Annotated in this window: 20 protein-coding genes and 1 pseudogene; 4 read left to right on the forward strand and 17 right to left on the reverse strand. The window is 64.8% G+C overall.

Annotation, left to right across the window (positions count from 1 at the left end):
- Positions 1-61: 61 nt before the first annotated feature.
- Both CK222_RS12935 and CK222_RS12940 read right to left on the reverse strand, forming a co-directional pair.
- A complete protein-coding gene (locus tag CK222_RS12935) occupies positions 62-1,354 on the reverse strand; it encodes an FAD-binding oxidoreductase (protein ID WP_176477627.1) in 1,293 nt (430 codons plus the stop codon).
- 2 nt (positions 1,355-1,356) lie between these two features.
- Positions 1,357-2,730, reverse strand: a complete 1,374-nt coding sequence (locus tag CK222_RS12940) for a glutamine synthetase family protein (protein ID WP_095800619.1) — start codon at positions 2,728-2,730, stop codon at positions 1,357-1,359.
- A 499-nt stretch (positions 2,731-3,229) separates the two neighbouring features.
- On the opposite strand from CK222_RS12940, the gene CK222_RS12945 reads away from it, so the two are divergent.
- Positions 3,230-3,670 carry a GFA family protein gene (locus CK222_RS12945; protein ID WP_095800620.1) on the forward strand — a complete coding sequence of 147 codons (441 nt, stop codon included), beginning with the start codon at positions 3,230-3,232 and terminating at the stop codon, positions 3,668-3,670.
- 19 nt (positions 3,671-3,689) lie between these two features.
- Here the strand turns inward: CK222_RS12945 and CK222_RS12950 are convergent, their stop codons facing one another.
- From CK222_RS12950 to CK222_RS12970, 5 genes are all read right to left on the reverse strand, one after another.
- A complete protein-coding gene (locus tag CK222_RS12950) occupies positions 3,690-4,451 on the reverse strand; it encodes a glucose 1-dehydrogenase (protein ID WP_066990027.1) in 762 nt (253 codons plus the stop codon).
- An 11-nt stretch (positions 4,452-4,462) separates the two neighbouring features.
- Positions 4,463-5,275: an ABC transporter permease gene (locus tag CK222_RS12955; RefSeq protein ID WP_095800621.1), complete on the reverse strand. Its 813-nt coding sequence runs from the start codon at positions 5,273-5,275 to the stop codon at positions 4,463-4,465.
- The gene (locus tag CK222_RS12960) at positions 5,275-6,138 is read right to left on the reverse strand and encodes an ABC transporter permease (protein WP_095800661.1); all 864 of its coding nucleotides are present in this window, start codon (positions 6,136-6,138) and stop codon (positions 5,275-5,277) included. Before CK222_RS12960 ends, CK222_RS12955 begins: the two co-directional genes overlap by 1 nt.
- Positions 6,139-6,212: 74 nt before the next feature.
- Positions 6,213-7,376 (reverse strand): spermidine/putrescine ABC transporter substrate-binding protein, encoded by a 1,164-nt coding sequence (locus CK222_RS12965; RefSeq protein WP_095800622.1) that lies wholly within the window; start codon positions 7,374-7,376, stop codon positions 6,213-6,215.
- On the reverse strand, positions 7,357-8,493 hold the full coding sequence (locus CK222_RS12970) for an ABC transporter ATP-binding protein (protein WP_095800623.1): 1,137 nt from the start codon (positions 8,491-8,493) through the stop codon (positions 7,357-7,359). The genes CK222_RS12965 and CK222_RS12970 overlap by 20 nt, the downstream gene beginning before the upstream one ends.
- Positions 8,494-8,612: 119 nt before the next feature.
- On the opposite strand from CK222_RS12970, the gene CK222_RS12975 reads away from it, so the two are divergent.
- From CK222_RS12975 to CK222_RS12985, 3 genes are all read left to right on the forward strand, one after another.
- Complete coding sequence (locus tag CK222_RS12975; protein WP_067319029.1) at positions 8,613-9,422, forward strand: helix-turn-helix transcriptional regulator; 810 nt, start codon at positions 8,613-8,615, stop codon at positions 9,420-9,422.
- Positions 9,423-9,627: 205 nt separating this feature from the next.
- Entirely contained in the window at positions 9,628-10,326 is a 699-nt protein-coding gene (locus CK222_RS12980; protein WP_066990043.1) for a GntR family transcriptional regulator, read from the forward strand.
- 289 nt (positions 10,327-10,615) lie between these two features.
- On the forward strand, positions 10,616-11,971 hold the full coding sequence (locus CK222_RS12985; RefSeq protein ID WP_067319031.1) for a glutamine synthetase family protein: 1,356 nt from the start codon (positions 10,616-10,618) through the stop codon (positions 11,969-11,971).
- A 12-nt stretch (positions 11,972-11,983) separates the two neighbouring features.
- Here the strand turns inward: CK222_RS12985 and CK222_RS12990 are convergent, their stop codons facing one another.
- From CK222_RS12990 to CK222_RS32695, 10 genes and pseudogenes are all read right to left on the reverse strand, one after another.
- Positions 11,984-12,973 carry an ABC transporter permease gene (locus CK222_RS12990; RefSeq protein ID WP_095800624.1) on the reverse strand — a complete coding sequence of 330 codons (990 nt, stop codon included), beginning with the start codon at positions 12,971-12,973 and terminating at the stop codon, positions 11,984-11,986.
- Positions 12,970-14,490: a sugar ABC transporter ATP-binding protein gene (locus CK222_RS12995; protein WP_095800625.1), complete on the reverse strand. Its 1,521-nt coding sequence runs from the start codon at positions 14,488-14,490 to the stop codon at positions 12,970-12,972. The genes CK222_RS12990 and CK222_RS12995 overlap by 4 nt, the downstream gene beginning before the upstream one ends.
- 64 nt (positions 14,491-14,554) lie before the next feature.
- Positions 14,555-15,547 (reverse strand): substrate-binding domain-containing protein, encoded by a 993-nt coding sequence (locus CK222_RS13000; RefSeq protein WP_082953661.1) that lies wholly within the window; start codon positions 15,545-15,547, stop codon positions 14,555-14,557.
- An 85-nt stretch (positions 15,548-15,632) separates the two neighbouring features.
- Positions 15,633-16,409 (reverse strand): SDR family oxidoreductase, encoded by a 777-nt coding sequence (locus tag CK222_RS13005; RefSeq protein WP_066990055.1) that lies wholly within the window; start codon positions 16,407-16,409, stop codon positions 15,633-15,635.
- A gap of 2 nt (positions 16,410-16,411) precedes the next feature.
- Entirely contained in the window at positions 16,412-17,575 is a 1,164-nt protein-coding gene (dgoD, locus tag CK222_RS13010) for a galactonate dehydratase (RefSeq protein ID WP_245433020.1), read from the reverse strand.
- Between the two features lie 90 nt (positions 17,576-17,665).
- A complete protein-coding gene (locus CK222_RS13015; protein ID WP_082953630.1) occupies positions 17,666-18,409 on the reverse strand; it encodes a FadR/GntR family transcriptional regulator in 744 nt (247 codons plus the stop codon).
- 169 nt (positions 18,410-18,578) lie between these two features.
- Positions 18,579-19,220: a ThuA domain-containing protein gene (locus CK222_RS13020; RefSeq protein WP_095800663.1), complete on the reverse strand. Its 642-nt coding sequence runs from the start codon at positions 19,218-19,220 to the stop codon at positions 18,579-18,581.
- Positions 19,221-19,423: 203 nt separating this feature from the next.
- Entirely contained in the window at positions 19,424-20,599 is a 1,176-nt protein-coding gene (locus tag CK222_RS13025) for an acetate/propionate family kinase (RefSeq protein WP_095800664.1), read from the reverse strand.
- A gap of 59 nt (positions 20,600-20,658) precedes the next feature.
- On the reverse strand, positions 20,659-23,040 hold the full coding sequence (locus CK222_RS13030; RefSeq protein ID WP_095800626.1) for a phosphoketolase family protein: 2,382 nt from the start codon (positions 23,038-23,040) through the stop codon (positions 20,659-20,661).
- 246 nt (positions 23,041-23,286) lie between these two features.
- Positions 23,287-23,516, reverse strand: a pseudogene (locus CK222_RS32695) (hypothetical protein); the annotation flags it as partial.

A 23,516-nucleotide genomic window follows, 5' to 3' on the forward strand; every position in this document is an offset into this window, starting at 1 on the left:
CGGCCGAAGACGTGCAGTTCCGCGCCGGATTCGTCGCTGGCACCGACGGGAAAGTCGGCGCTCAACGCCTGAGTCGATCGCGCATCGCATACCACAGCATGCCGAGCACATAGAGCGGCCCGCGCAGCGCCGTGCCGCCGGGGAACGGCAGCGGCGTCAGCGTCGAGAACAGGTCGAGCCGCGAGGCGTCGCCGGTGATCGCTTCCGCGAGCAGCTTGCCCGACAGCGTCGACAGGATGACGCCCTTGCCGGAATAGCCATGCGCGAAATAGACCTCGCCATAATGCCCGACATGCGGCAGGCGCGACGTCGTCACAGACACGAGCCCGCCCCAGGCATGGTCGATCCGGCACCCCCTAAGCTGTGGGAAGGTCTTTTCCATATGCGGCCGCACGAAGCCGCCAATGTCGGCGGGCGGCGAGGGCGTATAGCGCTCGCCGCCGCCGAACAGCAGGCGGCCATCCGCGGACATGCGGTAGTAATTGACCACGAAAAGCGTGTCCGAAACCGCGGCGTTGGACGGGATGACGTTGCGCGCGCCCAACGGCTCGGTGGCGACGATGTAGTTGCCGATCGGCATGATGCGGCTGTTGACGCGCGGCTCGAGCCCGTTGAGCAGCGCATCGCCGGCCAGCACCACATGCCTGGCACGGACCGAGCCCTTGTCGGTGAACACCCGGATAAAGGGTTCACGCTCCAGCCGGACGGCGACCGAGTTCTCGTGGATGGTGACGCCAGCGGCAGAAGCGGCCCCAGCGAGCCCCAGCGTGTAGTTCAGCGGATGCATGTGTCCGCCGAGCGTCTCGAAGGATGCACCGAGATAAGGCGTATCGACCATGCGCCGCGCCGCCGCCGCCGACAGGATCTCGACATGCGGGAAGTCCATCACCTTGGCGAGGCACTCGGCCTCTTCCTCGAATTCGCGCATGTCGGAGCCGTTGACCGCGCCGACCAGATGGCCGGTCAGCCGCAAGTCGCATTCGATGCCGTGGCGCTCGATAATGTCGAGCACCAAGCCTCGCGCCTCGAAGGCGAGGTCGAACAGCGCCTTCGCCCGCTCCGGCCCGAACGCTCTGACCAGCTCCTTGGCGCCCTTGCGCAGACCGGGGATTATCTGGCCGCCATTGCGCCCAGAGGCACCCCAGCCGATCTTGCCGCCTTCGAGCAGCACCACTTTAAGGCCGCGTTCGGCCGCATGGAGCGCCGCCGAAAGCCCGGTGCAGCCGCCACCGACGACCACCAGGTCGGCTTCTGCATCGCCGGTAAGCGCCGGATGGTCCGGCGCCGGATTGGCAGTCGCCACATAATAGGATTTGCCGATATGAAGACCGGAATTGAAACCTGTCGAAGCCATGGTCACACCTTGAGCAGCAGATGGTCGCGTTCCCACGACGTCACCACGGTCTGGAACAGGTCGAGCTCTACGCTTTTCACGCGCAGATAGGTTTGGAAGAAATCCTCCCCGAGCAGCACCCGCACCGGCTCGCAGGCGGCGAAACGGTCGAGCGCTTCCTCCATGGTCTTGGGCAGCGTGCTCTGGCTGCGATAGGCGTTGCCGAAGGCCTCCGGCGAGCGGGCCAGCTTCTCCTCGACGCCGAGATATCCGGCGATGAGCGAGCCGGCCATGGCGAGGTAGGGATTGGCGTCGGCCCCGGGCAGCCGGTTCTCCACCCGCCGCGCGGCGCGCCCGCCCATTGGCACCCGCAAGCCGCAGGAGCGGTTATCATGCGACCACTCGATATTGGCCGGCGCGCTGTGGCCCGGCCGGATGCGGCGATACGAGTTCACGTTCGGTGCAAACAGCGGCATGATTTCAGGCACGTATTTCTGCAGGCCCCCGATGAAGTGCGCGAACATTTCTGTGTCCTCGCCGTCTTTGCCGGCAAACAGGGGCTCGCCGCCTTCGTCGATGATGGACATGTGAAGATGCATCGAGCTGCCGGCCTGCGCCGCGATCGGCTTCGCCATGAAGGTGGCGTGCATACCGCTCGCTTGCGCCGCCTGCCTGGCCATACGCTTGAACAACAGCACCTTGTCGGCCAGCGCCAGCGGGTCGCCATGGAGGAAGTTGATCTCGAGCTGCGCCGTGCCGGATTCATGGATCAGCGTGTCGAGCGGCAGGCCGGCCGCCGCGGCGTGCTCATAGAGGCGACGCGTCACCGCTTCGAACTCCTCCAGCGCCTGCATGTCATAGGGATGCTGCACGCTTTCCGGCCGTCCATTGCGCCCGACCGGCGCGGTCAGCGGCCGATCCGGATCGGGATTTGGCGCCGTGAGGTAGAATTCGAGCTCCGGCGCCGTCACGGCGTGCCAGCCACGCCGGCGGTAAAGATCGAGCACGGCCCTCAGCACATGGCGCGGCGAAGCCATCGACGGCCGTCCGTCCATGTGAAACGTATCGGCAAAGACATAGGCCTTGCCGACCCTGCCGCCGGGCGCAAGGCTGAGCGTCGACAGGTCGGGCACCATGCGCATGTCGGGGTCCTGATACGCGAACCCTTCATCGATGGAGCCGGAATAGCGGCCGTCGATCGCGACCAGGAAAGCGCTGCTGGGCAGGTAGAGCGCACGGTCCTCGAGCGACTTCAGGAACTTGGCCGCCGGCAAGGCCTTGCCGCGCAGCACACCGTTGACATCGGGCACCAGGCACTCGACCTCGCCTATTCCATGCGTGGTCAGCCAGCTTTGCGGATCGGCGCTGGGAAATGAGCAATTCAGTTTGTCAGGCATCGGTCATGTCCGTACGAAGGAGAAATCGCTTTGGCGGGCACGTCCGTTTCGGTTTGAGCGCTGAGTAAGCTACGTGATCTGAACGACGGACGCCCGCCTGATGGCCGGCCAACAGGCCGGATCGAGCACTCCGCATACCCCCTCGGTCCAGCCGTCCCGAACGACATGCGAACCGACCTTGCTCTCCTCCGCGCGTTGCAGATTCTCGTGCCGGCAACAGCGCATGACTAGTGATGCCCCGCTGAAAGACGATTTCTTGCGGCCGAAATTGAAAACAGCCGAGAGCCGGAGCGGCTTTTTTCCATTTGCACGGCAAACCTCTTCAAGGAACCTGGCCTATGGTTTGACCGATCGTTGCTTCCGGCGCAAGCCCACCCGCTGGGACCACTCCGCGCGTTGCACGGCCAAAGGAACTCGCTGCCGGTTTTGATGTTCCCACTGAGCACGCCACCGGCGCACAGCGCGGCCGACGGAATTCAGCACGATCAGGAGCGATGGGATGGAAAGCACGATCGAAACGGGGGCATGTTTTTGCGGGGCGATCGCGGCCGAGATGCAGGGCGATCCGTTCTGGATCTGCTTCGACCATGATGACGACTGCCGCCGGGCGATCGGAAGCCCGCTGACCATCTGGATCGGTTACCGGCCGGACCAGTTTCGCTTGACCCGCGGCCAGCCCAGGGAATTCTCGAAAACCCGGGGCATCGTCCGCAGCTTCTGCGAGAAATGCGGCACCTCGATCGCCTATCGCGACGAGGGACTGAACGACGAGCTTTATGTCACCATCGGCTTCTTCGACCATCCGGAGCGGTTTCGGCCACAAGCCCACGCCTATTGGCGGCTGCGTCTGCCCTGGCTGGAATTTTCCGACGATCTGCCGCGTATCGAAACCTACTCGCGACGCCGCGATCCGGCATTTGGAAATCCCGTCGACCGGTAGATCGCTCGCCAAGCGCGCCTCAGCCGATGCTTTCGCCGCCGTCGACGACCAGCGCCTGGCCGGTCATGAAGGACGAGCGGTCGGAGACCAGGAACAGGATTGCCTCGGCGATCTCCTCCGCGCTCGCCCAGCGCCCCATCGGAATCTTGGTACGTACATAGTTTTCAATTGCGTTGCGGCCACCCATCTGGGTGATGAACGGCTCGTTGAACGGCGTGTCGACCCAGCCCGGACAGAGCGCGTTGATGCGCACATTGTGCTTGGCGTAGTCGAGCGACATCTGCCTGGTCATCGCCACCACCGCATGCTTGGACGTGGCATAGGCGATCATCTCGCGATCGTAGAAGACGCCGGAATTGGACGCAGTGTTGAGGATGACGCCGCCGCCCTGCGCGATCATCGCCGGCATGACGGTCTTCGCCGCGAGGAACTGCGCCCGCACATTGATCCGCCACGACGCGTCCATGCCGTCGGTGCTGACTTCCGTCAGCGTGCCGCCGACCTGAATGCCGGCATGGCTGTGCAGGATATCGATCCGGCCGTGCTTGCCGAGCGTTCCCGCTATGAGGTCCTCGACCGCAGTGTCGTTGCCGACATCGGTCGCAACCGCTTCGGCGCGGCCGCCGGCTGCGCGGATAGCGGCCGCCGTGGCCTCGCCTGCCGCCGGATCCCGGTCGGCGATCACCACGACAGCCCCTTCCCGCGCCATGATCATGGCGCCGGCGCGCCCGATGCCCGACCCGGCGCCCGTCACCACGGCGATGCGATCTTTCAAAATCATGGATCTGTCTTTCAAGGCGATGGTTTTCGTCGGCCGAGCTGCCATTGCGCGAGCAGAACGAGCAGCACCGAGGCGGCGAGCACGATCGTCGCGATGGCGTTGATCTCCGGCGTCACCCCGCGTCGGATCGAGGCAAAGACATAGATCGGCAAGGTCGTCTGCGCGCCGGCGACGAAGAAGGCGATGATGAAGTCGTCGAAGGAGAAGGTGAAGGCGAGCAGGAAGCCGGCAATCACAGCCGGCATGATCTGCGGCAGCACGACCGAGCGGAACGTCGTCAGCGGTGTTGCATAGAGATCGCTCGAGGCCTCGACCAGGTTGCGGTCGAGGCTGCTGAGCCGCGTGCCGACGATCATCGTAACCAGCGCCATCGAGAACAGGCCGTGCGCGGCGATGATCGAGCCGTAGCCGAGCGCCAGGCGCGGCGGCTGGTCGGTCGGCCAAACCGAAGCGAGGAACGGGTTAACGACGGCGAAGAGCTGCACCAGGGCCACCAGCGTCGAGATGCCGATGACGACGCCCGGCACAACGATCGCGGCACCCAGCAACGCGTCGAACACGCCCCTTGTCCGCGCGCCGACACGCTGCAGCCCGAGCGCCGCGGCCGTGCCGCAGAAGGCCGCGAGCAGCGCGCTGGTGGTGGCGATGAACAGGCTGTTCTTCAGCGCCTCGACAAGGAACGGGTTTGACAGCGCCTTGCCGTACCATTGCTCGGAGAAGCCGGTGAACTCGCTGGCGTGGTGGCCCGCATTGAACGAGAACAGCACGACCAGCGCGATCGGCAGATAGAGGAAAGCAAAGACGGCAACGACGAAGGCGCGCATCAGATCAGGTCCACGCGGCGGGCGCCCGAAAGCCGAGTCGAGAGGCGGTTGGCGATGATCAGCACCACGACCGAGACCAGCACCAGCGTGATGGCAATCGCCGATCCGAACGGCCAGTTGCGTGACTGCAAGAAGAGGTCGACCAAGGCGTTGCCGATGAAGAACACCTTGCCGCCGCCAAGCAGCGTCGGGATCAGATACTCGCCGAGCAGCAGGATCATCACCAGCGAGAAGCCGGTCATCACGCCCGGCAGCGACAGCCGGAGCGTGACGCCGAGGAAGGTCGATAGCGGCGTAGCACCCAGATCGGCGGACGCCTCGAGCAGCCGCCGGTCGAGCCGTTCGAGGCTGACATAAATCGGCAGGATCATCAGCGGCAGATAGCCATAGACGATGCCGAGCAGCACCGCGCCAGGCGTGTTGATCAGCCTGAGATCCTCGATGCCTATATAGGCGAGCAGGGCGGGAATGCCGCGCCCGCCAAGGATGTACATCCAGGCATAGGTGCGCATCAGAAGGCTGGTCCAGAACGGGATGACGATCAGCGCGAGCAGGATCAGCCGCCAGCGCTGCGGCGCGCGCAGCGCCAGGTAATAGGCGACGGGATAGGCAACGAGGAGGCAGGCCAGCGCGCCGACCGGCGCCAGCACCATCGTGTTCCAGAAGGCGGTCGCCCGTGCCGGCAGGTTGGCATATTGAGCGACGGTGAACGCTGCCTGGTAGCCGCCCTCGGGCGCCCGCTCCCCGACGCTGAAGATGGCGATGGCGACGAACGGCAAGACCAGGAACACGACGAGCCACAGCGTCGCCGGAGCGAGCAGTAGGGCGGTCAGGAGATTTTTGCGAAGGAGACTGCCGCGCATTGAAAAAGCCGCTTCGGCGCCGGCGGGCCTCTGCCCGCCGGCGGTAAGAACTTGACCGGAGTTGGTGCCCTGATTCACGCGGCCTTGAAGCGCGCCATCAGCTCGGCGCGGCCCGGATCGGTGAGCGTCGCGGCGGCGCCGAACTCGAGCGGCTTCAGAAGCTCGGCGGCCGGATAGAGGATCGGGTTCTCGAGCACCTCCTTCGGCAGCAGCGCATTGACCCGCGCGTCGGTCGAAGGCGCGCCATTGGCCAGATGCTCCTTGACGGCGACCTTCGGGTTCATCAGGTAGTTGAGCAGCGCATAGCCGGCCGGCTTGTTCGGCGCGTCCTTCGGGATGGCGTAGAAGTCGGTCCAGATCTCGCCGCCCTCCTTGCCGAGCACATAGGCGATCTCAGGAATATCGCGATGAAGCTGCGCGCCGTCATTGGTCCAGCACATCGTCATCCAGGCGTCGCCCGAGCGCATCGACGGCTGATAGTCGCTCGACACCGCGAAGAGATGCGGCTTGACTTTGAGCAGCAGTTCCTCGGCCTTGGCGAGCTCGTCCTGCTTCAGCGAGTTGAACGAGTAGCCGTGATATTTCAGCGCATTGCCGATCGTGGTCAGCTGGTAGTCATGCACCATGGTGCGGCCGTCGCCTTCCGCCATGGCCGTGTCCCAGAATTCCTTCCAGCTCGACATCGGCTTGGCGAGCTTCTTGGTGTTGACGGCAAAGCCGGTCGTGCCCCAGTTCTTCGGCACGGCGTAGATCGTGCCGTCGATCGTGCCTTCCGCGGTGAAGCGGGCATCTTCCTTGCTGCCGTCGAAATTGCCGAGCTTGGCCATGTCCAGCGGCTCGATGATGCCGAGCTTCTTATAGGTCGAGATGGTGTAGTTGGTCGGCACGAACAGGCTCCAGCCCGAGCCGCCGGCCTGCAGCTTGGCCAGCATCTCTTCGTTCGAACCGAAGACGTTGACCTCGACGGCCACGCCCGTCTCGGCCTTGAAGTTCTCGAAGGTCTGCGGGTCGTGATAGTTCGGCCAGGTGGCGATGGACATGCGGTCGCCGAGGTTCTCGGCAGCAAAGGCCGGTGTCGGCCTGATGCCGAGCTCGCGCGCCATCACCGCGGTCGCGACACCGAGGCCGGTGAGGCCGAGGAAGTCGCGCCGGCTGATCGAGCCGCGCTTCAGGCGCATCAATTGGTCGACGAATTTTTCGGGGCTTATCGGCAGTCCGTCACGATAGGATTTTGACATGTTGGTCTTCCCTCTGGTTGGTCCCGTTGTTCTTAGGTTGCGGAAACGCCAGCGGCGCTCCGGCGGCGAAGCCGATGGCGACGGGTTCGCCCGGCTTGAAAAGGTTGCCCCGGCCAGTCACGTGATCGGCCTTGGTAAGCAATGATCCAATGCCCTGCACTTCGATCGCGTATTCCGCGGTCGAGCCAAGAAAGATGCGGTTACGGACAATGCCCTTGAGACCGCCGCCTCCGGGCGCCGAGAGGCTGAGCGATTCCGGCCGAAGGCTGACGGATACGGCCTCGCCCCGGCTGAGCGGTACCCGCTTGCGCGCCGAAATCACCGTGCCGTCGGCGAGCGCCACGTCGACGAGGTCGCCGGAGAGCCCGGCCACCTTGCCGCTGAGCAGATTCGTCTTGCCGACGAAATCGGCAACGAACAGATCGGCCGGCTCGTCATAGATCTCGCTCGGCTGGCCGAGTTGCACCACGCGGCCGCCATTCATGACGCACACGAAGTCGCTCATCGACAGTGCCTCCTCCTGGTCGTGGGTGACCAGCACGAAGGTGATGCCGATCTCCCGCTGCAGGTTCTGCAGCTCGATCTGCATGTCTGTGCGCAGCTTCTTGTCGAGCGCCGCCAGTGGCTCGTCGAGCAGCAGCACCGCAGGCTTGTTGACCAGCGCCCGGGCGAGCGCGACGCGCTGCTGCTGGCCGCCGGAAAGCTCGTGGATCTTGCGGCGTCTGTAGCCGGCAAGCTGCACCATGGCCAACGCCTCACCTGCCTTCAGGCTGATCTCGCGCGACGACAGACGCGGCCTTGCCTGGCGCAGTCCGTAGGAGATGTTCTCCTCGACATCGAGATGCGGAAACAGCGCGTACTGCTGGAACACCATGTTGACCGGACGCCGGTAAGGCGGCGTTCCGGCCATGTCGCGGCCGCGGATCAGCACCTGGCCCTCGCTCGGCTGCTCGAAGCCGCCGATCATGCGCAGGCATGTCGTCTTGCCGCAGCCGGATGGTCCGAGCAGGGCGACGAAGGCCGCGGGCGGGATGGCAAGGTCGATGCCGCTGACCGCCGTGACGGCGCCGTAGCGCTTGGTGACCGCGCGAAACTCGATATCGGGCACTGCAGTCAAGCCACGGGCTCCAGCGACAGCGTGAGGCAATCTTTGCAAAGCTAGCAGAGCCAATGGCGCCTAGTATATACCTCGCGGGTGGTATATTTAATTGATTTTAGCATTTCGAGGGGTATGAATTGAGCGCCTCCCGCAGCGACGACTACAACGCGCTCGGCGCCGTGATTGCCGCGGCGCGCGAGACCGGCGATCATTTCGGCAAGGCGATCGTCGGCTGGCTGCGCGGGCATGTCCGCTTCGATCACTGCGTCGTCTTCGGCTATCGGGGTGCTGCGCGGCCGCCGCTTCTGTTCGAGACCTTCTCGCCGGCCGAAAGCCACATCTTCGTCGCGCTCTATCAGGAAGGGCCCTATCTGCTCGACCCCTTCCATCACGCCGCGGTCGAGCGCAGGGAAGGCTTCTGGCGCATGCGCGAGTTGGCGCCGGACCGCTTCTATGCCAGCGAGTACTACCGCTCGTACTACAGCCAGACCCGGCTCGCCGAGGAGGTCGGCTTCTTCGTTCCGCTGGCCGGCAAGGATGCGCTGGTGCTGTCGCTGATGCGGCTGCGCGCCTCGGGGCCGTTCGGAACAGCCGACGCTAGGCTGTTGCGCGACATGGCTCCCGCGGTGGTCGGCTTCTGCCGACAGCGCTGGCCAGCCTTGCCTGTCGAAGAGACCACGGTTGCGCCGCCGGGCGAAGCCGCGGCGGTGACCAATGAGCTGGATCGCGCCCACATCTGGAAGAGCCTGTCGCTGACCTCGCGCGAGAAACAGGTCGTCGACCTGGTGCTCCAAGGTCACTCGACGGAATCGATCGCCAGGGCGCTCAGGATCGTCCCAGGGACCGTGAAGGTCCATCGCCGCAACATCTATCGCAAGCTCAAGATCAGGTCGCAGGCCGGCCTCTTCGCGCGCTTCGTCGAGATCATCGACGCGCGCATCGGATAGTGCGTCTCCAGCTAACTGGAACCGCTCCACGGCGCGCATGCCCAGGGGCGCCGTTCGGGTCAGGCAGGGAAGGCCGCCCCTGCCTCACTTGCGGCGCCGCGCGTTAACCGTCTATCGTGCGATCGAGGGCCGCCGGCCAAGTGTCGTGGTTGCAGACAGAGCGGCTAAACCAGATTTCAGGGACGGACGAAGTAGCGCATAGCCAATGGCCGACAAAACACAATTCGGACTGACTGCCCTCGACACAGTACCGCTGCATGAGAAAGTCTATCTGGAACTGGTGCGGGCGCTGATGTCGGGTCAGCTCCAGCCCGGCCAGAAGCTGACCTCGCGCAAGCTCGCCAAGGAGCTCGGCACCAGCGACATGCCTGTGCGCAGCGCCTTCATGCGGCTGCAGGCGCTCAGGGCGCTGAGCCCGATGCCGAACGGCAGCGTCGAGGTGCCGATGATTTCGGCGGACCGTTTCCAGCAGCTCACCGACGTGCGCACGGTCCTGGAAGGCACGGCCACTGAGCTCGCCACCGGCCTCATCAACGGCAACAACCTGCGCGCCATCCGCCGTCATTGCGCCGAACTCACCCAGGCCGCCCGCAGCGGCGACATCGACGACTACCTGCGCAAGAATCACGACTTCAAGTTCTCGATCTACCGCCACTGCGGCAACGAGCAGATGATCTTCCTGATCGAGACCGTGTGGATGCAGGTGGGCCCCTTTCTCCGCAACCTGCGCATCGGCTTCGAGGACGACCTCGCCGGCATTCTCGGCATCGACTATCATGAAGAGGTCGTGGCGGCGATCGAGGTCCAGGACGGCGAACGAGCCCGCGCGGCCATCGTGCGCGACATCGACGAGGGCGCGACGCACATTCTCAAACAGATCAAGTTTCCTGAATTGCGGCACTAATGCCTCAGCGTAGATCGAGGGATTGCCCTCGGCCATCACGATACCGGCAGCCAGCTCACCGTTGACCGCGCAAATGCCCCCTTGGCTTTCCCCTAGCGGCCAGCTATGTTGCGATCGCAGATCGCAGCTATGGACCCAAAATGCCGCCCGATATCCCAGCTAGTGAATTGAAAAAATGAAGGAACATCGCCTGGAACCATCCGTGGCGACCTTCATAAACTCACAAGCTGTAGAATGGATATCGTAGCCGGAACGGCTGCAGCACCTCCGAAAGAACAGGGGCTGGAAATTGGGCGATGCAATTGCGGACGTTTTGAACTGGCTTGAAAGCAGAAGCGACATCCAGAGCCTGCGGGCCGCGGTGTGCGACCTGAACGGCATCATGCGCGGCAAGCGCATCCCGGTCGAGCAGGCGCGCAAGGCGCTCGAAGGCAAGCTGCGCATGCCTTATTCGCTGATCGGGCTCGACATCTGGGGAGAGGACATCGAAGGCAACGCCCAGGTTTTCTCGACCGGTGACGCCGACGGGCTTTGCCATTGGACCGGACGCGGCATCCTGCCCGTCAACTGGACGGCGCATCCGACGGCGCTTTTGCCCCTGTGGCTCGCCGACGAGGCCGGCGCACCCTATCTCGGCGATCCGCGCCGCGCGCTCGCCCGCATCCTCGACCGCTACGCAGCGCTTGGTCTGACGCCGGTTACCGCGACCGAGCTTGAATTCTATCTCGTCGATCCGACATCGCAGCGTCCGGTCGGTCCTGTCTCGCCGGTCACCGGCCGGCGTCTCGATTCCGATGCGGCGCTTTCGATCGACGAAATCGACGATTTCGAAGGCTTCATCCACGACATCTACGAAGCCTGCCGCATGCAGGGCATTCCGGTCGATACGGCGATCGCCGAGAACGGCGTCGGCCAGTTCGAGATCAACCTCAACCACGTTCCGGATGCCTTGCGCGCCGCGGACGACGCCGTGCTTTTCAAGCGCACGGTCAAGGGCATCGCGCGCAAGCACGGCTTTGCCGCCTGCTTCATGGCCAAGCCCTATGGCGAGCGCGCCGGCAACGGTTTCCATGTTCATTTCAGCGTGCTCGACAAGGACGGCCGCAACATCTTCGACGACGGCAGCGACCAGGGCTCCGACACCATGCGCCACGCCGTCGGCGGCCTGCTCGCGGCCATGGCCGAAAGCACGCTGGTGTTCGCGCCGCATTTCAATTCTTATCGCCGGCTGCGGCCACGGTCCTATGCGCCGACCGCTGTCGCCTGGGGCTACGAAAACCGCATGGTGGCGATCCGCATTCCAGGCGGCCCGTCTGCCGCGCGCCGCATCGAGCATCGCGTTTCCGGGGCCGACGCCAATCCCTATCTGGTGCTGGCGGCGATCCTGGGTGCCGCGCTGATGGGCATCGAGCGGCAGCTGTCGCCTGGCGAGCCGACCGGCGGCGAGGGACAGGGCCTCACGCTTGCCAAGCTGCCGCCTGACTGGGCCTCGGCGATCGCCGCCTTCGAGACCGGCAAGCGCGTCGCCGAAATCTTCCCGGCCGTGCTGCGCGACGCTTTCATCGCCTGCAAACGCCAGGAGTTGAACACCTTCGCGCTCAATGTCAGCGACTTCGAGATCGAGACCTATCTCGAAAGCGTCTAACCCCGCGCGGGGCTATTCTCCCGACCGGGCCCGCTGGCGCTCTTGCACGATGACGGCCAGGATCAGCAGCGCGCCCTTGGCGAGCAGCTGGTAGAAGGTCGGCACGGAGGTCAGGATCATGCCGTTGTTGAGGACGCCGATGATCAGCACCCCTAACATGGCGCCGATGATCGTGCCCTTGCCGCCCTGCAGCGCGCAGCCGCCGAGGATCGCGGCGGTGATAGCCTCGAGCTCCAGCCCCTGGCTGCCGGAGGCGGGCTGTCCGGACATGGTGCGGCTGGCGAGCACCAGACCCGCCACCGCCGCGGCGAAGCCGCTCATCGCATAAATCGAGATCTGGTAGCGGCGGATCGGGATGCCGGCGAGCCGCGCCACCGTCGGATTGCCGCCAAGCGCGTAGATGTTGCGGCCGACGACCGTCTCACGGGTGAAAACGATGAAAGCCGCCATCGCCGCGATCAGCAGCCAGATGGCGAAGGGCAGCCCGAAAAGCGTGCCGATGCCCAGCGCGCGCAGGCTGTCGCCGGTGATCGGTATGGAATTGCCGTTGTTCATCAGATAGGCGAGGCCGCGGAAGGCCGACATCGTGCCAAGCGTCGCGATCACCGCATTGACCGGCCCGTAGACGATGATCAGCCCGTTGACTGCGCCTGCCAGCAATCCGGCGAGCAGGCCGGCGAGGATGCCGGCGGGGATCGAGCCGGTTTCCTGGGCGGCGACGGCCAGCACCATCGTGCTCAGGCCGACGATCGACCCGACCGAGATGTCGAGCCCGCCCGATACTATGACGACGGTCTGCGCCATTGCCAGGATGCCGAGAATGGTGACCGCGAGGCCTATGTTGATCAGGTTGCGCGGCGTGAAGAAGACGTCCGGCCTCAACACGCCAAAGATCGCCAGCAGCACGACCAGAGCGATCAGCAGGCTGATGTTTTGCGCGCCGATGCGGCCAAACAGGCTGGCCGGCGCGCGCTCGCGTGCGGCGGTCGCGGTATCGGTCACGACACCCTCCTTTCGATTGCTTTCTTGTCCGAGCGCATGGCCAGTGCCAGCACCGCCTCCTCGCTCGCCTCTTGCCACGGCAGCTCGCCACTGATGCGGCCGCTCTGCATGACCAGGACGCGGTCGGCAAGGCCGAGCAGCTCTGGCATCTCCGAGGAGATGAGCAGGATGGCGAGGCCCTGGTCGGCCAGGCTTTCGATGAGCCTGTAGATCTCCGCCTTGGCGCCGACATCGATGCCACGCGTCGGCTCGTCGAGGATCAGGACCGCCGGCCCCCGTGCCTGCCAGCGCGCGAAGACGACTTTCTGCTGGTTGCCGCCGGACAATTTCCCGACGGCCTGCTCGATCGACGGCGTCTTGACCCGGAGCTCGGCGACATGGCGGACGACCAGCGCGCGCTCGCGCCTGCGGCTGAAGAAGCCGTAGCGCGACACCTTGTCGGGTACCACGAGGCTGACATTGTCGCGCACCGCCTGCATCAAAAGCAGGGCCTCCTGCTTGCGGTCCTCCGGCACCAGCCCGATTCCGGCGGCAACCGCATCCGCCGGCTCGCGCGGCCTGTAAGGCCGGCCGCCGACGGCCATCCGCCCGGAGAGCAGTGGATCGAGGCCGACGACGGCGCGCGCGACTTCCGTCCGTCCCGCGCCGACCAATCCGCCCAGGCCGACGATCTCGCCTGCCCTGACCTCGAAGCTGATCCCGTCGACGCGGCGTGTCGTGACGCCTTCGAGCGCCAGCCGGACCGGCCCGAGCGCACGCACTTTTCGGTTGAACAGGTCGCTTACCGGCCTGCCGACCATCAGCCGCACCATGCGCTGCTCGTCGAGCGCCGCGATTGGTTCGTCGGCGACGCGGCTGCCGTCGCGCATCACCACGCACCGATCGGCAAGCTCGATGATCTCGCGCAGCCGGTGCGAGATGTAGATCACCGCGACACCATCGGCCTTCAGGCGCCGGATGACGCGGAACAGCCGTTGCGCCTCGTCCTCCGTCAAAGACGAGGTCGGCTCGTCGAAGGCAAGCAGCCGCGCGCCCGGCCGCAGCGCGCGCATGATTTCGATCAGCTGCCTCAGCGCCGGGCTCAGGCCATGGCAGCGCTGCCCGGGCGAAAGCACGTCGACCACGCCAAAGGTGCGCAATAGGTCGAGACTGCGCCTTTCGAGATCAGCGCGGTCGAGAAAAATTGCGCCTCGCGCCTTGATGTCGCCGATGAAGATGTTTTCCGCCACCGTAAGCTCTGGGATGATCTCCGGCTCCTGGTGGATGACGCGGATGCCCGAGCCGTGTGCGGCGCGCGGCGAGCTGAGCTGCACCGGCTGCCCGTCGACCAGGACCCGGCCACTATCCGGCCGATGCTCGCCCTCCAGCACGCGCATCAGCGTCGACTTGCCGGCGCCGTTCTCGCCGATCAGCGCGGTGATCTCGCCGACGTTGAAAGCGACCGACACGTCGCGCAGCGCCTGCACGGCGCCGAAGCGCTTGCTGACGCCTTCGACGGCAACGACGGGCACGGTCATGGGCGGGAGACTCCCTTTGAAGCCGCCCGCCCAAAGGCCATCCGCCCCGAGCCCGAAAGGCAGCCTAGGACTTGCAACCGAGAGTGTCCTTGAACTTGGCGAAGTTCTCGCCGCTGATCAGCGTGGCGTCCTGGAAATAGTCCTTCTGCATCTCCTTGCCGGTAGCTTGGTCGTAGAGCGCCTGGATAGCGGCGGCGCCGTGCTTGGCGCTGTCCAGCCACATCGTGCCGCGGAAGCCCGTCGGCTTGCCGGAACCGAAGGCCTCGCAGGAGCGGGAACCGTCGATGCCGATGCCGATGACGTTCTCCGGCTTCATGCCGGCATTCTCCGTGGCGCGCACGCCGCCGAGCACGCCGTCGTCATTGCAGGAGTAGAAGATCCACTTCTCGGCGTCCGGATTGGCCGTCAGCGTCGTCGACACGACATCGATCGAGTTAACCATCGTGTTGTCATAGGGAATCGAGACGATGCGCGACTTGATCTCCGGGATCGCTGCGACCAGCGCTTCCTCCGCGCCCTTGTTGCGGCGCATGCAGGTGTCGGCCTTCTGGTCCTCGATCGAGCCCACGCGCACCTTGGAGAGGTCCTTGTCCCAGCCTTCGGCCTTGACGATGCGGGCAATCTCGCCGCCGACCTGCTTGCCGATGTTGAGCGCGTTCATGCCGACATAGGCGACCGGCGTGCCGTCGGCGAAGGCGATGTCGTCGTCGACAGCAATCAGGCCGATCTTGGCGGCCTTTGCTTTGTCGGCGACGACCGGGCCGAGCGAGCGGTCCGGCACCACCACGGCGATGCCCTTGACGCCGTCGCCGACATAGGTGTCGAAGGTGGTGACGGCGAGGTTGGCGTCGAACTGAACGTCCTGGACAAGCAGGTCGACGCCGAGCTCGGCGGCCTTGTCCTTGGCACCCTTCACCTCGCGGACGAACCAGGGATGGTCGCCCATCTTGTTGATATAGCCGAACTTCATCTTGTCCTGCGCGCCGGCGCCATGGACCGTCAGCGCGACGGCTGCGGTCGCGGCCACAGCAAGCCACGTCCTGATCATGCGTTTCATGGTTTCCTCCTCAATATCGATCCCGGCCGGCGGGAGTCCTTTTTGCTTGAAGACGTTTCCGGCGACCGGCCGCCGGTGCGAAACCTCATTCGTGGTAGAGAACCGAGCGCCCGCCATCGATGACAATGCAGGCCGCGTTGATGAACGGGGCCTCGTCGGAGCCGAGGAAGACGGCAGTCATCGCCACCTCCTCCGGCCGCCCGATGCGGCGCGGCGGGTGCAGGTCGTAGGTGCGCTGGCGCTCCGCCTGCGGATCAGGAAAGGTGTTCCAGTAGTCGACCGCGATCTGCGTCTCGATGTAGCCGGGTGCGATCGCGTTCACGCGAACACCTTCGGCCGCGTATTGAACGCCGAGCGATCGTACCAGGCCGAGCAGTCCGTGCTTGGCAACCGGATAGGGAAAGGTCGAGGGGATGATCGCGAAAGAATGGCACGAAGCGATCGCCACGATCGAACCCTGCGTCTGAGCCCGCATCGCCGGCAGCACGGCGCGCGCCGAATACCACACCCCGTCGAGATCGACGGCAAAGCAGCGCCGCCATTCCTCTTCCGTGGTTTCCAGCGGCTCGTGGAAGACGTTGATGCCGGCATTGGCGACCAGCACGTCGATGCGGCCGAAGGTGGCAAGCGCTTGCTCGGCCATCGCTTTGCAGGATGCGATATCGGCGACGTCGGTCTCCACGAACAGCGCCCGAGCGCCGGCTTCGACCAGCGACGCGGCAACGCTCTTTCCGCTGAGCGCATCCTTTTCGGCCACGACGATGGCCGCACCCTCGGCGGCCATCGCGCGCGCCGTCGCCTCGCCGATGCCGCGCCCGGCGCCGGTGACAATCACCACCTTGTCCTTCAGTCGCCCGGCCATGGTCACCAGTCCACGATGGTGCCGTCGGCAAGGACGGCATTGGTGGTGTGCATGACCTCCGGCCTGTAGGGATGCCGGTCGGCGACCGCTTCGTCGACCTCGACGCCGAGCCCGGGCGCATCCGGCACCTGCCAGCAGCCGTCGATCATGCGGATCGGCCCCTTCACCACCTCGAAATACCAGGGCACGGCACCGACCATCTCTTCCTGGATCAGGTGATTGGGCGTGGAGACCGCGAAATGCAGCGCCGCCGCGCCGGCGATCGGACCGAGCGGATTGTGCGGCGCCACACCGACCGAGACCGCCTCGGCCATGGCGGCGATTTTCTTCGCCTCGAGCAGGCCGCCGCAGTGGCAGATGTCCGGCTGCACGATGTCGACCGCCCTTGCCCGGAAAAGGTCGTCGAATTCGGGACGATCGATCAGCCGCTCGCCGGTGGCGATCGGCACGCGCGATTTGGCGACGAGCTGCGCCAGCGCGCCGGTCTCGCCCGGCGGCAGCGGCTCTTCGACGAACATCGGTCGGTAGGGCGCAAGCGCGTCGATATAGGCGAGCGCGGTGGAGGCCGAGGCGGGACGGCCGTGGAAATCGACCATGACCTCGACTTCGGGACCGACTGTCTTGCGCAGCGCCTCCATTAGGCGGCCGACCTTGTCGACCTCGACGAGCGGCGCATGATAGTGGCTGTAGGGGATGAAGACGGCCTTCAGCGCGCGATAGCCCGTGGCAACCACTTCGGAGGCGCGCCGCACCAACGGCTCGGTCTCCAACGTTTCGTAGACGGCGCGCATGTCGCCGAGGCCGAGATGGGTGTAGACCTTGACCCGGTCGCGCACCTTGCCGCCGAGCAAGCGCCAGACCGGCTGATCGAGCCATTTGCCAAAAATGTCCCAGAGCGCCAGCTCGATGCCGGAAACCGCCGACATGCCGATGACGCCGAGCCGCCAGAACGAGTGCTTTTTGAGGATGCGCACCGCCTGCTCGATGTCGCGCGGGTCGCGGCCGACCAGAAGCGGCGCGAGGTCACTGACGGCGCCAACGACGGCCTGGGTCTTCCATTCCAGCGTCGCCTCGCCCCAACCGTAGAGGCCCGGCTGGTCGGTCTCGACACGCACGAACACCCAGTTGCGCATATCCGCGTTCACGACGCGCGTGGTGATGGCCACGATCCTCAAGCGCAACTCCTCCCATGACGCTAATTAGATCATATGAAATAGAAATATCATATGATAAAAAATGGCGTCAAGCCGGAAACGTCACCCTCTGGCGTGAAGATCGTCGGCGGCGATGTCAAGCAGCCTGTTCATGGCGCCGCGGGCGCCGGCGGTATCGCGGACGCGGATCGCCTCCAGCACCGCGACATGCGCCGACAGCGCGCGCGATTGCGCCTCCATCAACGGATTGGTGACCAGGAAGGTGGCGCGCAGGGCAGCTTCCAGCATGCCAACCAGCCCCTTGAGCACGACATTATGGCTGGCGGCGATGACGCCCTTGTGGAAGGCAAGGTCCGCCTGGCAGACCGCGTTGAGGTCGCCCGGGATATTGTCGCGCATGCCGACGACCGCGCGTTCGATTTCGGCGAGATCGGCGGCGCTGGCGCGCCTTGCCGCAAGCTCGGCCGCCGCCGGCTCGAAGATGCGGCGCGCCTCGAGCAGGCCGGAAACCAGCTCCTCGTCATCCTGGATGGAAGGGTGCCAGCCGAGCACCACCGGGTCGAGCAGGCGCCAGCTGTCGCGCGGCAGCACGCGCACGCCCGCCCGCCGCCTGGCCTCGACAAGACCTTTCGCCGACAGCACCTTGACCGCTTCCCGAACCGAGGTGCGGCTGACGCCCAGCATGGCGCAGAGCTCCTCCTCGCGCGGCAAGGCTGCACCGGGAGCATAGTCGCCGCCCAGGATGCGGCTGCCCAGCACGCTGACGACGGCGTTGTGCACGCTTGCGCCGCCCTGGTCGACCGAAGGCATCCACCCGGTTGCGTCCGAAGGAACGATATTTTCCACGCAATCCTCTCCCGATAGAGCAAGTTGCTGCCGGCAGTTGTATGAAAGCTTACGTCTTATGTAAATCACTCATTCATATGATCTGTCATGATCATAGGAGCGGGTCGGTGATGCTTTCGGTTCGGGAAATCCGGCCGCCACCGGCGTCAGCCCGCACCGACGGGCGCGCTCAGCGCGCCGCCCACACAAGTCCGCGGCGCAGGATGGTGCGCATCTGCGGCACCTCGAATTCCTTGGCCGCGTGGCCGAGCGACGAATAGAACACCCGCCCTTTGCCGTGCCGGCGCTTCCAAACCACGGGCATGACAACTCCGGCGATCCACGGCGCGTGCTCGCCCGAGAAGGTGGTGGTCGCCAGCACGTCGTTCGATGGATCGACATGCATATAATATTGCTCGGAGCGGTATTGGAAATCGTCGATGCCTGCCACGATCGGGTCGTCGCGCCGCACGATATTCACACGATAGTCGATGATGTTGCCGGGATGGGCGACCCACTGGCCGCCGCACATGAACTGGTAGTCCGTCGATTCGCGAAACGCGTCGCCCATGCCGCCGTGATAGCCGCCGAGGCCGACGCCGTTTTCGACCGCTTTGGTGAGGTTCGCCTCTTCGGCCTTGGCGAGCTTGGACATGGTGTAGATCGGCACGATCAGGCTGAGGTCGGCGATCGCCGGGTCGGCGAACACCGCGGTCGTATTTTCCAAGCGCACGGCAAAGCCTTCCTCCTCAAGCATAGCTTTGACGACTCGCGCCCCGGCTTCGGGTTCATGCCCTTCCCAGCCGCCCCATACGATCAGTGCCTGCCGCATCTTCCGCTCCTTATGCATTTGGCCGCGCGGCCAGATATAGGGCAGCGAGGCGCCGGGCTGACCATCGCCGAGTCGAGCTTGAAGGGAAAGTGACGCGAACGAAAACGGCCCGCGCGACGCCCGATCGCCCGACGCTCGTCCTGGTTCAGCGGAAGCTCTGCGCCAAGTTACCGAGCTAATCCCTGCGATCCTGCCGCGGCAGATCAGACCGTTTCGAGGGCGAGGAGCTGCGTGGCCACGGCACGTTCCTCGTCGGCCGGAATGACAAGAACATCGACGCTGGACTCTCGCGCGCTGACCAGCGCTTCGCCGCTGCGATTTAAACCATGGTCGACCACGACACCAAGCCAGGCAGCAGCCTCGCAGATCTCTTGCCGGATCTGCCATGCATTTTCGCCGATGCCGGCGGTGAACACGAGCGTGTCGAGGCCTCCAAGCGCGGCCGCGAGCGATCCGATCTCACGTCCGGCGCGATAGACGAAGAGCGCGACGGCACGCGCCGCCGCCGGGTCTTTCGACCCAAGCAGCGCCTGCATGTCTCCGGAAATGCCGGATACGCCCAGCAGGCCGGACTGCTCGTAGAGCAATTCGGTCACTCGGTCGGCCGACAGCTTGCGCTCCTGCAGAAGGTGCAGGATCACGCCAGGATCGATGGCGCCGCAACGGGTGCTCATGACGAGGCCGTCAAGCGTCGAAAAACCCATGGTCGTGGCGAGGCTTACTCCTGCCTTCATCGCACACAGGCTCGCGCCGCTGCCGAGATGGGCGGCAATCGTTCGGCCACCGGCAGCGTCGCCGTAGCGCTCGCGGAGCTTCGCTGCGATGTGCCTGTAGGAGAGCCCGTGGAAGCCGTAGGAGACGATGCCCTGTTCCGACATCTCTCGCGGCAAGCCATAGAGCCTGGCAAGCTCCGGCCGCGCCGTGTGAAAGGCCGTATCGAAGCAGCCGACCTGCTTGGCTTCGGGCAAAAGCCGACCGGCCAGTTGGACGATCTCCAGGTTGATCGCCTGATGGATGGGTGCGAGCGGCTCAAGCCTATGCAGCGCGTCGAGCGTGCGCTCGTCGAGCAAGGTCGCTTGGGTAAGTTCTTGCCCGCCATGGACGATGCGGTGCCCGACCGTGCCGATCCGGCGCAAAAGAGCGTGATCCTCGAGATAGGAAACTACGGCCTCGAACGCCTTTGCTATCCCGATCGGTTCGTCCCCCAGGCTCCTGTCGATTTCGCGTGACAATTCTGAGGGCGCGACATGCAATCGTGGATGATGTCCGATCGACGACACGCTGCCGCGCACCAGCAGGTGAAGCTCGTCTTGCTGCTGAAACACGGCGAACTTCAGGCTTGAGGAGCCGCCGTTGAGGACGAGAATGGCATCGGTCATGGTCGGCCGGTCCCGGCCAATCGTGCGCTCGTCCATTTGGCCTGGCGCTTCGACATCGACTACTGCTCCCATTTCCAGCCGAGGACCTCGGGCATGTCCTGCCCATGCTCGCGGATATAGGCCCGGTGCTCGATCAGCTTGCCTTCCATCGCCTGCTTCAGCCGGATATGCGCGCCGGCCGGGTCGGGAATGCGGTCGAGCACGCCCAAGACGAGATGATAGCGGTCGAGGCCATTGAGCACGGTCATGTCGAAGGGCGTCGTCGTCGTCCCTTCCTCATTGTAGCCGCGCACGTGGATGTTGTCGTGGTTGGTCCGCCGGTAAGTCAGGCGATGGATGGTCCATGGATAGCCGTGATACGCGAAGATGACTGGCTTATCGGCCGTGAAAAACGCGTCGAATTCACGATCCGACAGGCCGTGCGGGTGGTGTTCCTTGGGCTGCAAAGTCATCAGGTCGACTATGTTGACCACCCGCACCTTGAGGCCGGGAACGTGGCGTTTCAGAATTTGGACCGCGGCCAGCGTCTCAAGCGTCGGCACGTCGCCGGCGCAGGCCATCACCACATCCGGCTCTGCCCCGCCGTCGGTCGACGCCCACTCCCATATGCCGATACCGGCCTTGCAGTGGACTTTCGCCTCGGTGATCGACAGCCACTGCCAGGAATTGGCTTTGCCGGCGACGATCACGTTGATGCGGTTCCATGTCCGAAGCACATGATCCGTCACGCAAAGCAGGCTGTTGGCATCCGCCGGCAGATAGACGCGCACGATGTCCGCCTTCTTGTTCAAGGCGACATCGATGAAGCCCGGATCCTGATGGCTGAAGCCATTGTGCTCCTGCTGCCAGACATGGCTCGACAACAAATAGTTCAAGGACGCAATCGGCCGCCGCCACGGCAGCTTGCCGCAGGCATCCAGCCATTTCGCATGCTGGTTGAACATGGAATCGACAATGTGCGTGAAGGCCTCGTAGCAGGAGAACAGGCCGTGCCGGCCGGTAAGCAGATAGCCTTCCAGCCAGCCCTGACAGGTATGCTCGGACAGGATTTCCAGAACCCTGCCTTCGCGGCCGAGATGCACATCTTCGGGCAGAATCTTTTCCATCCAGGCGCGCTCGGTCACCTCGAAGACGTCCTGCAGCCGGTTCGAAGCCGTCTCATCGGGACCGACAATGCGGAAGTTTTTGGCGCTTTGGTTCAATGCCATGACGTCGCGCAGGAAACCGCCCATCACACGGGTCGACTCTGCTTTCACGCCGCCGGGCTGCTGGACAGATACGGCATGCTCTTGCAGGCTTGGCAGTTGGAGGGAGCGGCGCAGCAGGCCGCCATTGGCATGCGGATTGGCGCTCATGCGTCTGCCGCCTTGCGGGGCAGTGGCGCGGATCATGGCCACTGGCGCGCCCTCGGCATCGAAAAGCTCTTCGGGCCGATAACTTCTCAGCCACTCCTCGAGCATCTTCAGATGCGCAGGGTTTTCGGCGAGACCGGAGAGCGGAACCTGATGCGCGCGCCAGAATCCTTCGGTCTTCAGCCCGTCGACCTCCTTGGGGCCTGTCCAGCCCTTCGGGCTTCTAAGGATGATCATCGGCCATTTCGGCCGGCCGTCGGCAGTCTCTCCGCCGCTGCGCGCCGCCTGCTGAATTGCCTGGATGCGGTCCAGCGCATCGTCGAGTACGACGGCCATCCGCTCATGCATCAGGGGCGGATCGTCACCCTCGACGAACAGCGGTTCGTAGCCATAGCCGACGAATAGCGCCCGCAATTCTTCGTCAGAGATGCGGGCGAGAATGGTGGGACTGGCGATCTTATAGCCGTTGAGATGGAGGATCGGCAGCACCGCGCCGTCCTGCGCCGGGTTGAGGAACTTGTTGCAGTGCCAGGATGTGGCGAGCGGGCCGGTTTCCGCCTCGCCGTCGCCGACGACGCAGGCGACGATAAGATCCGGGTTGTCGAAGGCCGCGCCAAAGGCTTGCGAAAGCGCGTAGCCGAGCTCGCCGCCTTCATGGATCGACCCGGGCACATCGGGAGCGGCATGGCTCGGGATGCCTCCCGGAAAGGAAAACTGCCGGAAGAGCGTCCTCATTCCGGCCTCTTCGAGGGAAATATCCGGATTGATCTCGCTATAGGTGCCTTCGAGATAGCTGTTTGCAACCATGGCCGGTCCGCCATGGCCGGGGCCGCAGATGTAAATAACGTTGACATCGCGAAGTCTGATCGCGCGGTTGAGATGCGCGTATATGAAGCTAAGGCCCGGCGAGGTTCCCCAATGCCCAAGCAGCCTGGGCTTGACGTGCGCCAGCCGAAGCGGCTCGCGAAGCAGCGGATTGTCGAGCAGATAGATCTGCCCGACGGTCAGGTAGTTGGCGGCACGCCAGTAGGCATCGATGTCGTGCAGCTCCTGTGCGGACAAGCGATTGGTGCTGGGATGCGTGGTCATGTCCGTTTCCTTCGCTGTTCCAAACTCACCCGGCTGAGACACAACGCATGGACGTCGCCGCCGGTTCATGACCGGTCGGCGTCGCGAGCGGGCCCCATTGCGATACCCGGCCCACCGCCAGCACATGAACTGGTAGCGTCGATGCGCGAAACGCGTCGGGCAATGCCGCGTTATAGCCGCCGAGGCCAGCGCCGTTTCGACCGCTTTGGTGAGGTTGGCCTCTTCAGCTTTGCAAGCTTTGCACCATCAGGCCGACTTCGGCACCGCCGGCTCCGCGAAGGCCCCGGTGGTGCTTTCCACGCGCACGGCGAAGCTCTCCTCCTCGAGCATCGTTCCGACGACGCACGCCCGGGCGACCATCGCAGCAAAAAGTCGAGTCGAGCTTGAGGGCAATGTAGGGCCGCAAACGCAAACGGCCTGCGTTGGCGGGCCGGTCTGGATTGGTGTGGGGATTTGGCTTTTCTGCCGGCGCTGCG

Origin of the sequence: Mesorhizobium sp. WSM3866, assembly GCF_002294795.1 — a bacterium.
Classification (GTDB): domain Bacteria; phylum Pseudomonadota; class Alphaproteobacteria; order Rhizobiales; family Rhizobiaceae; genus Mesorhizobium.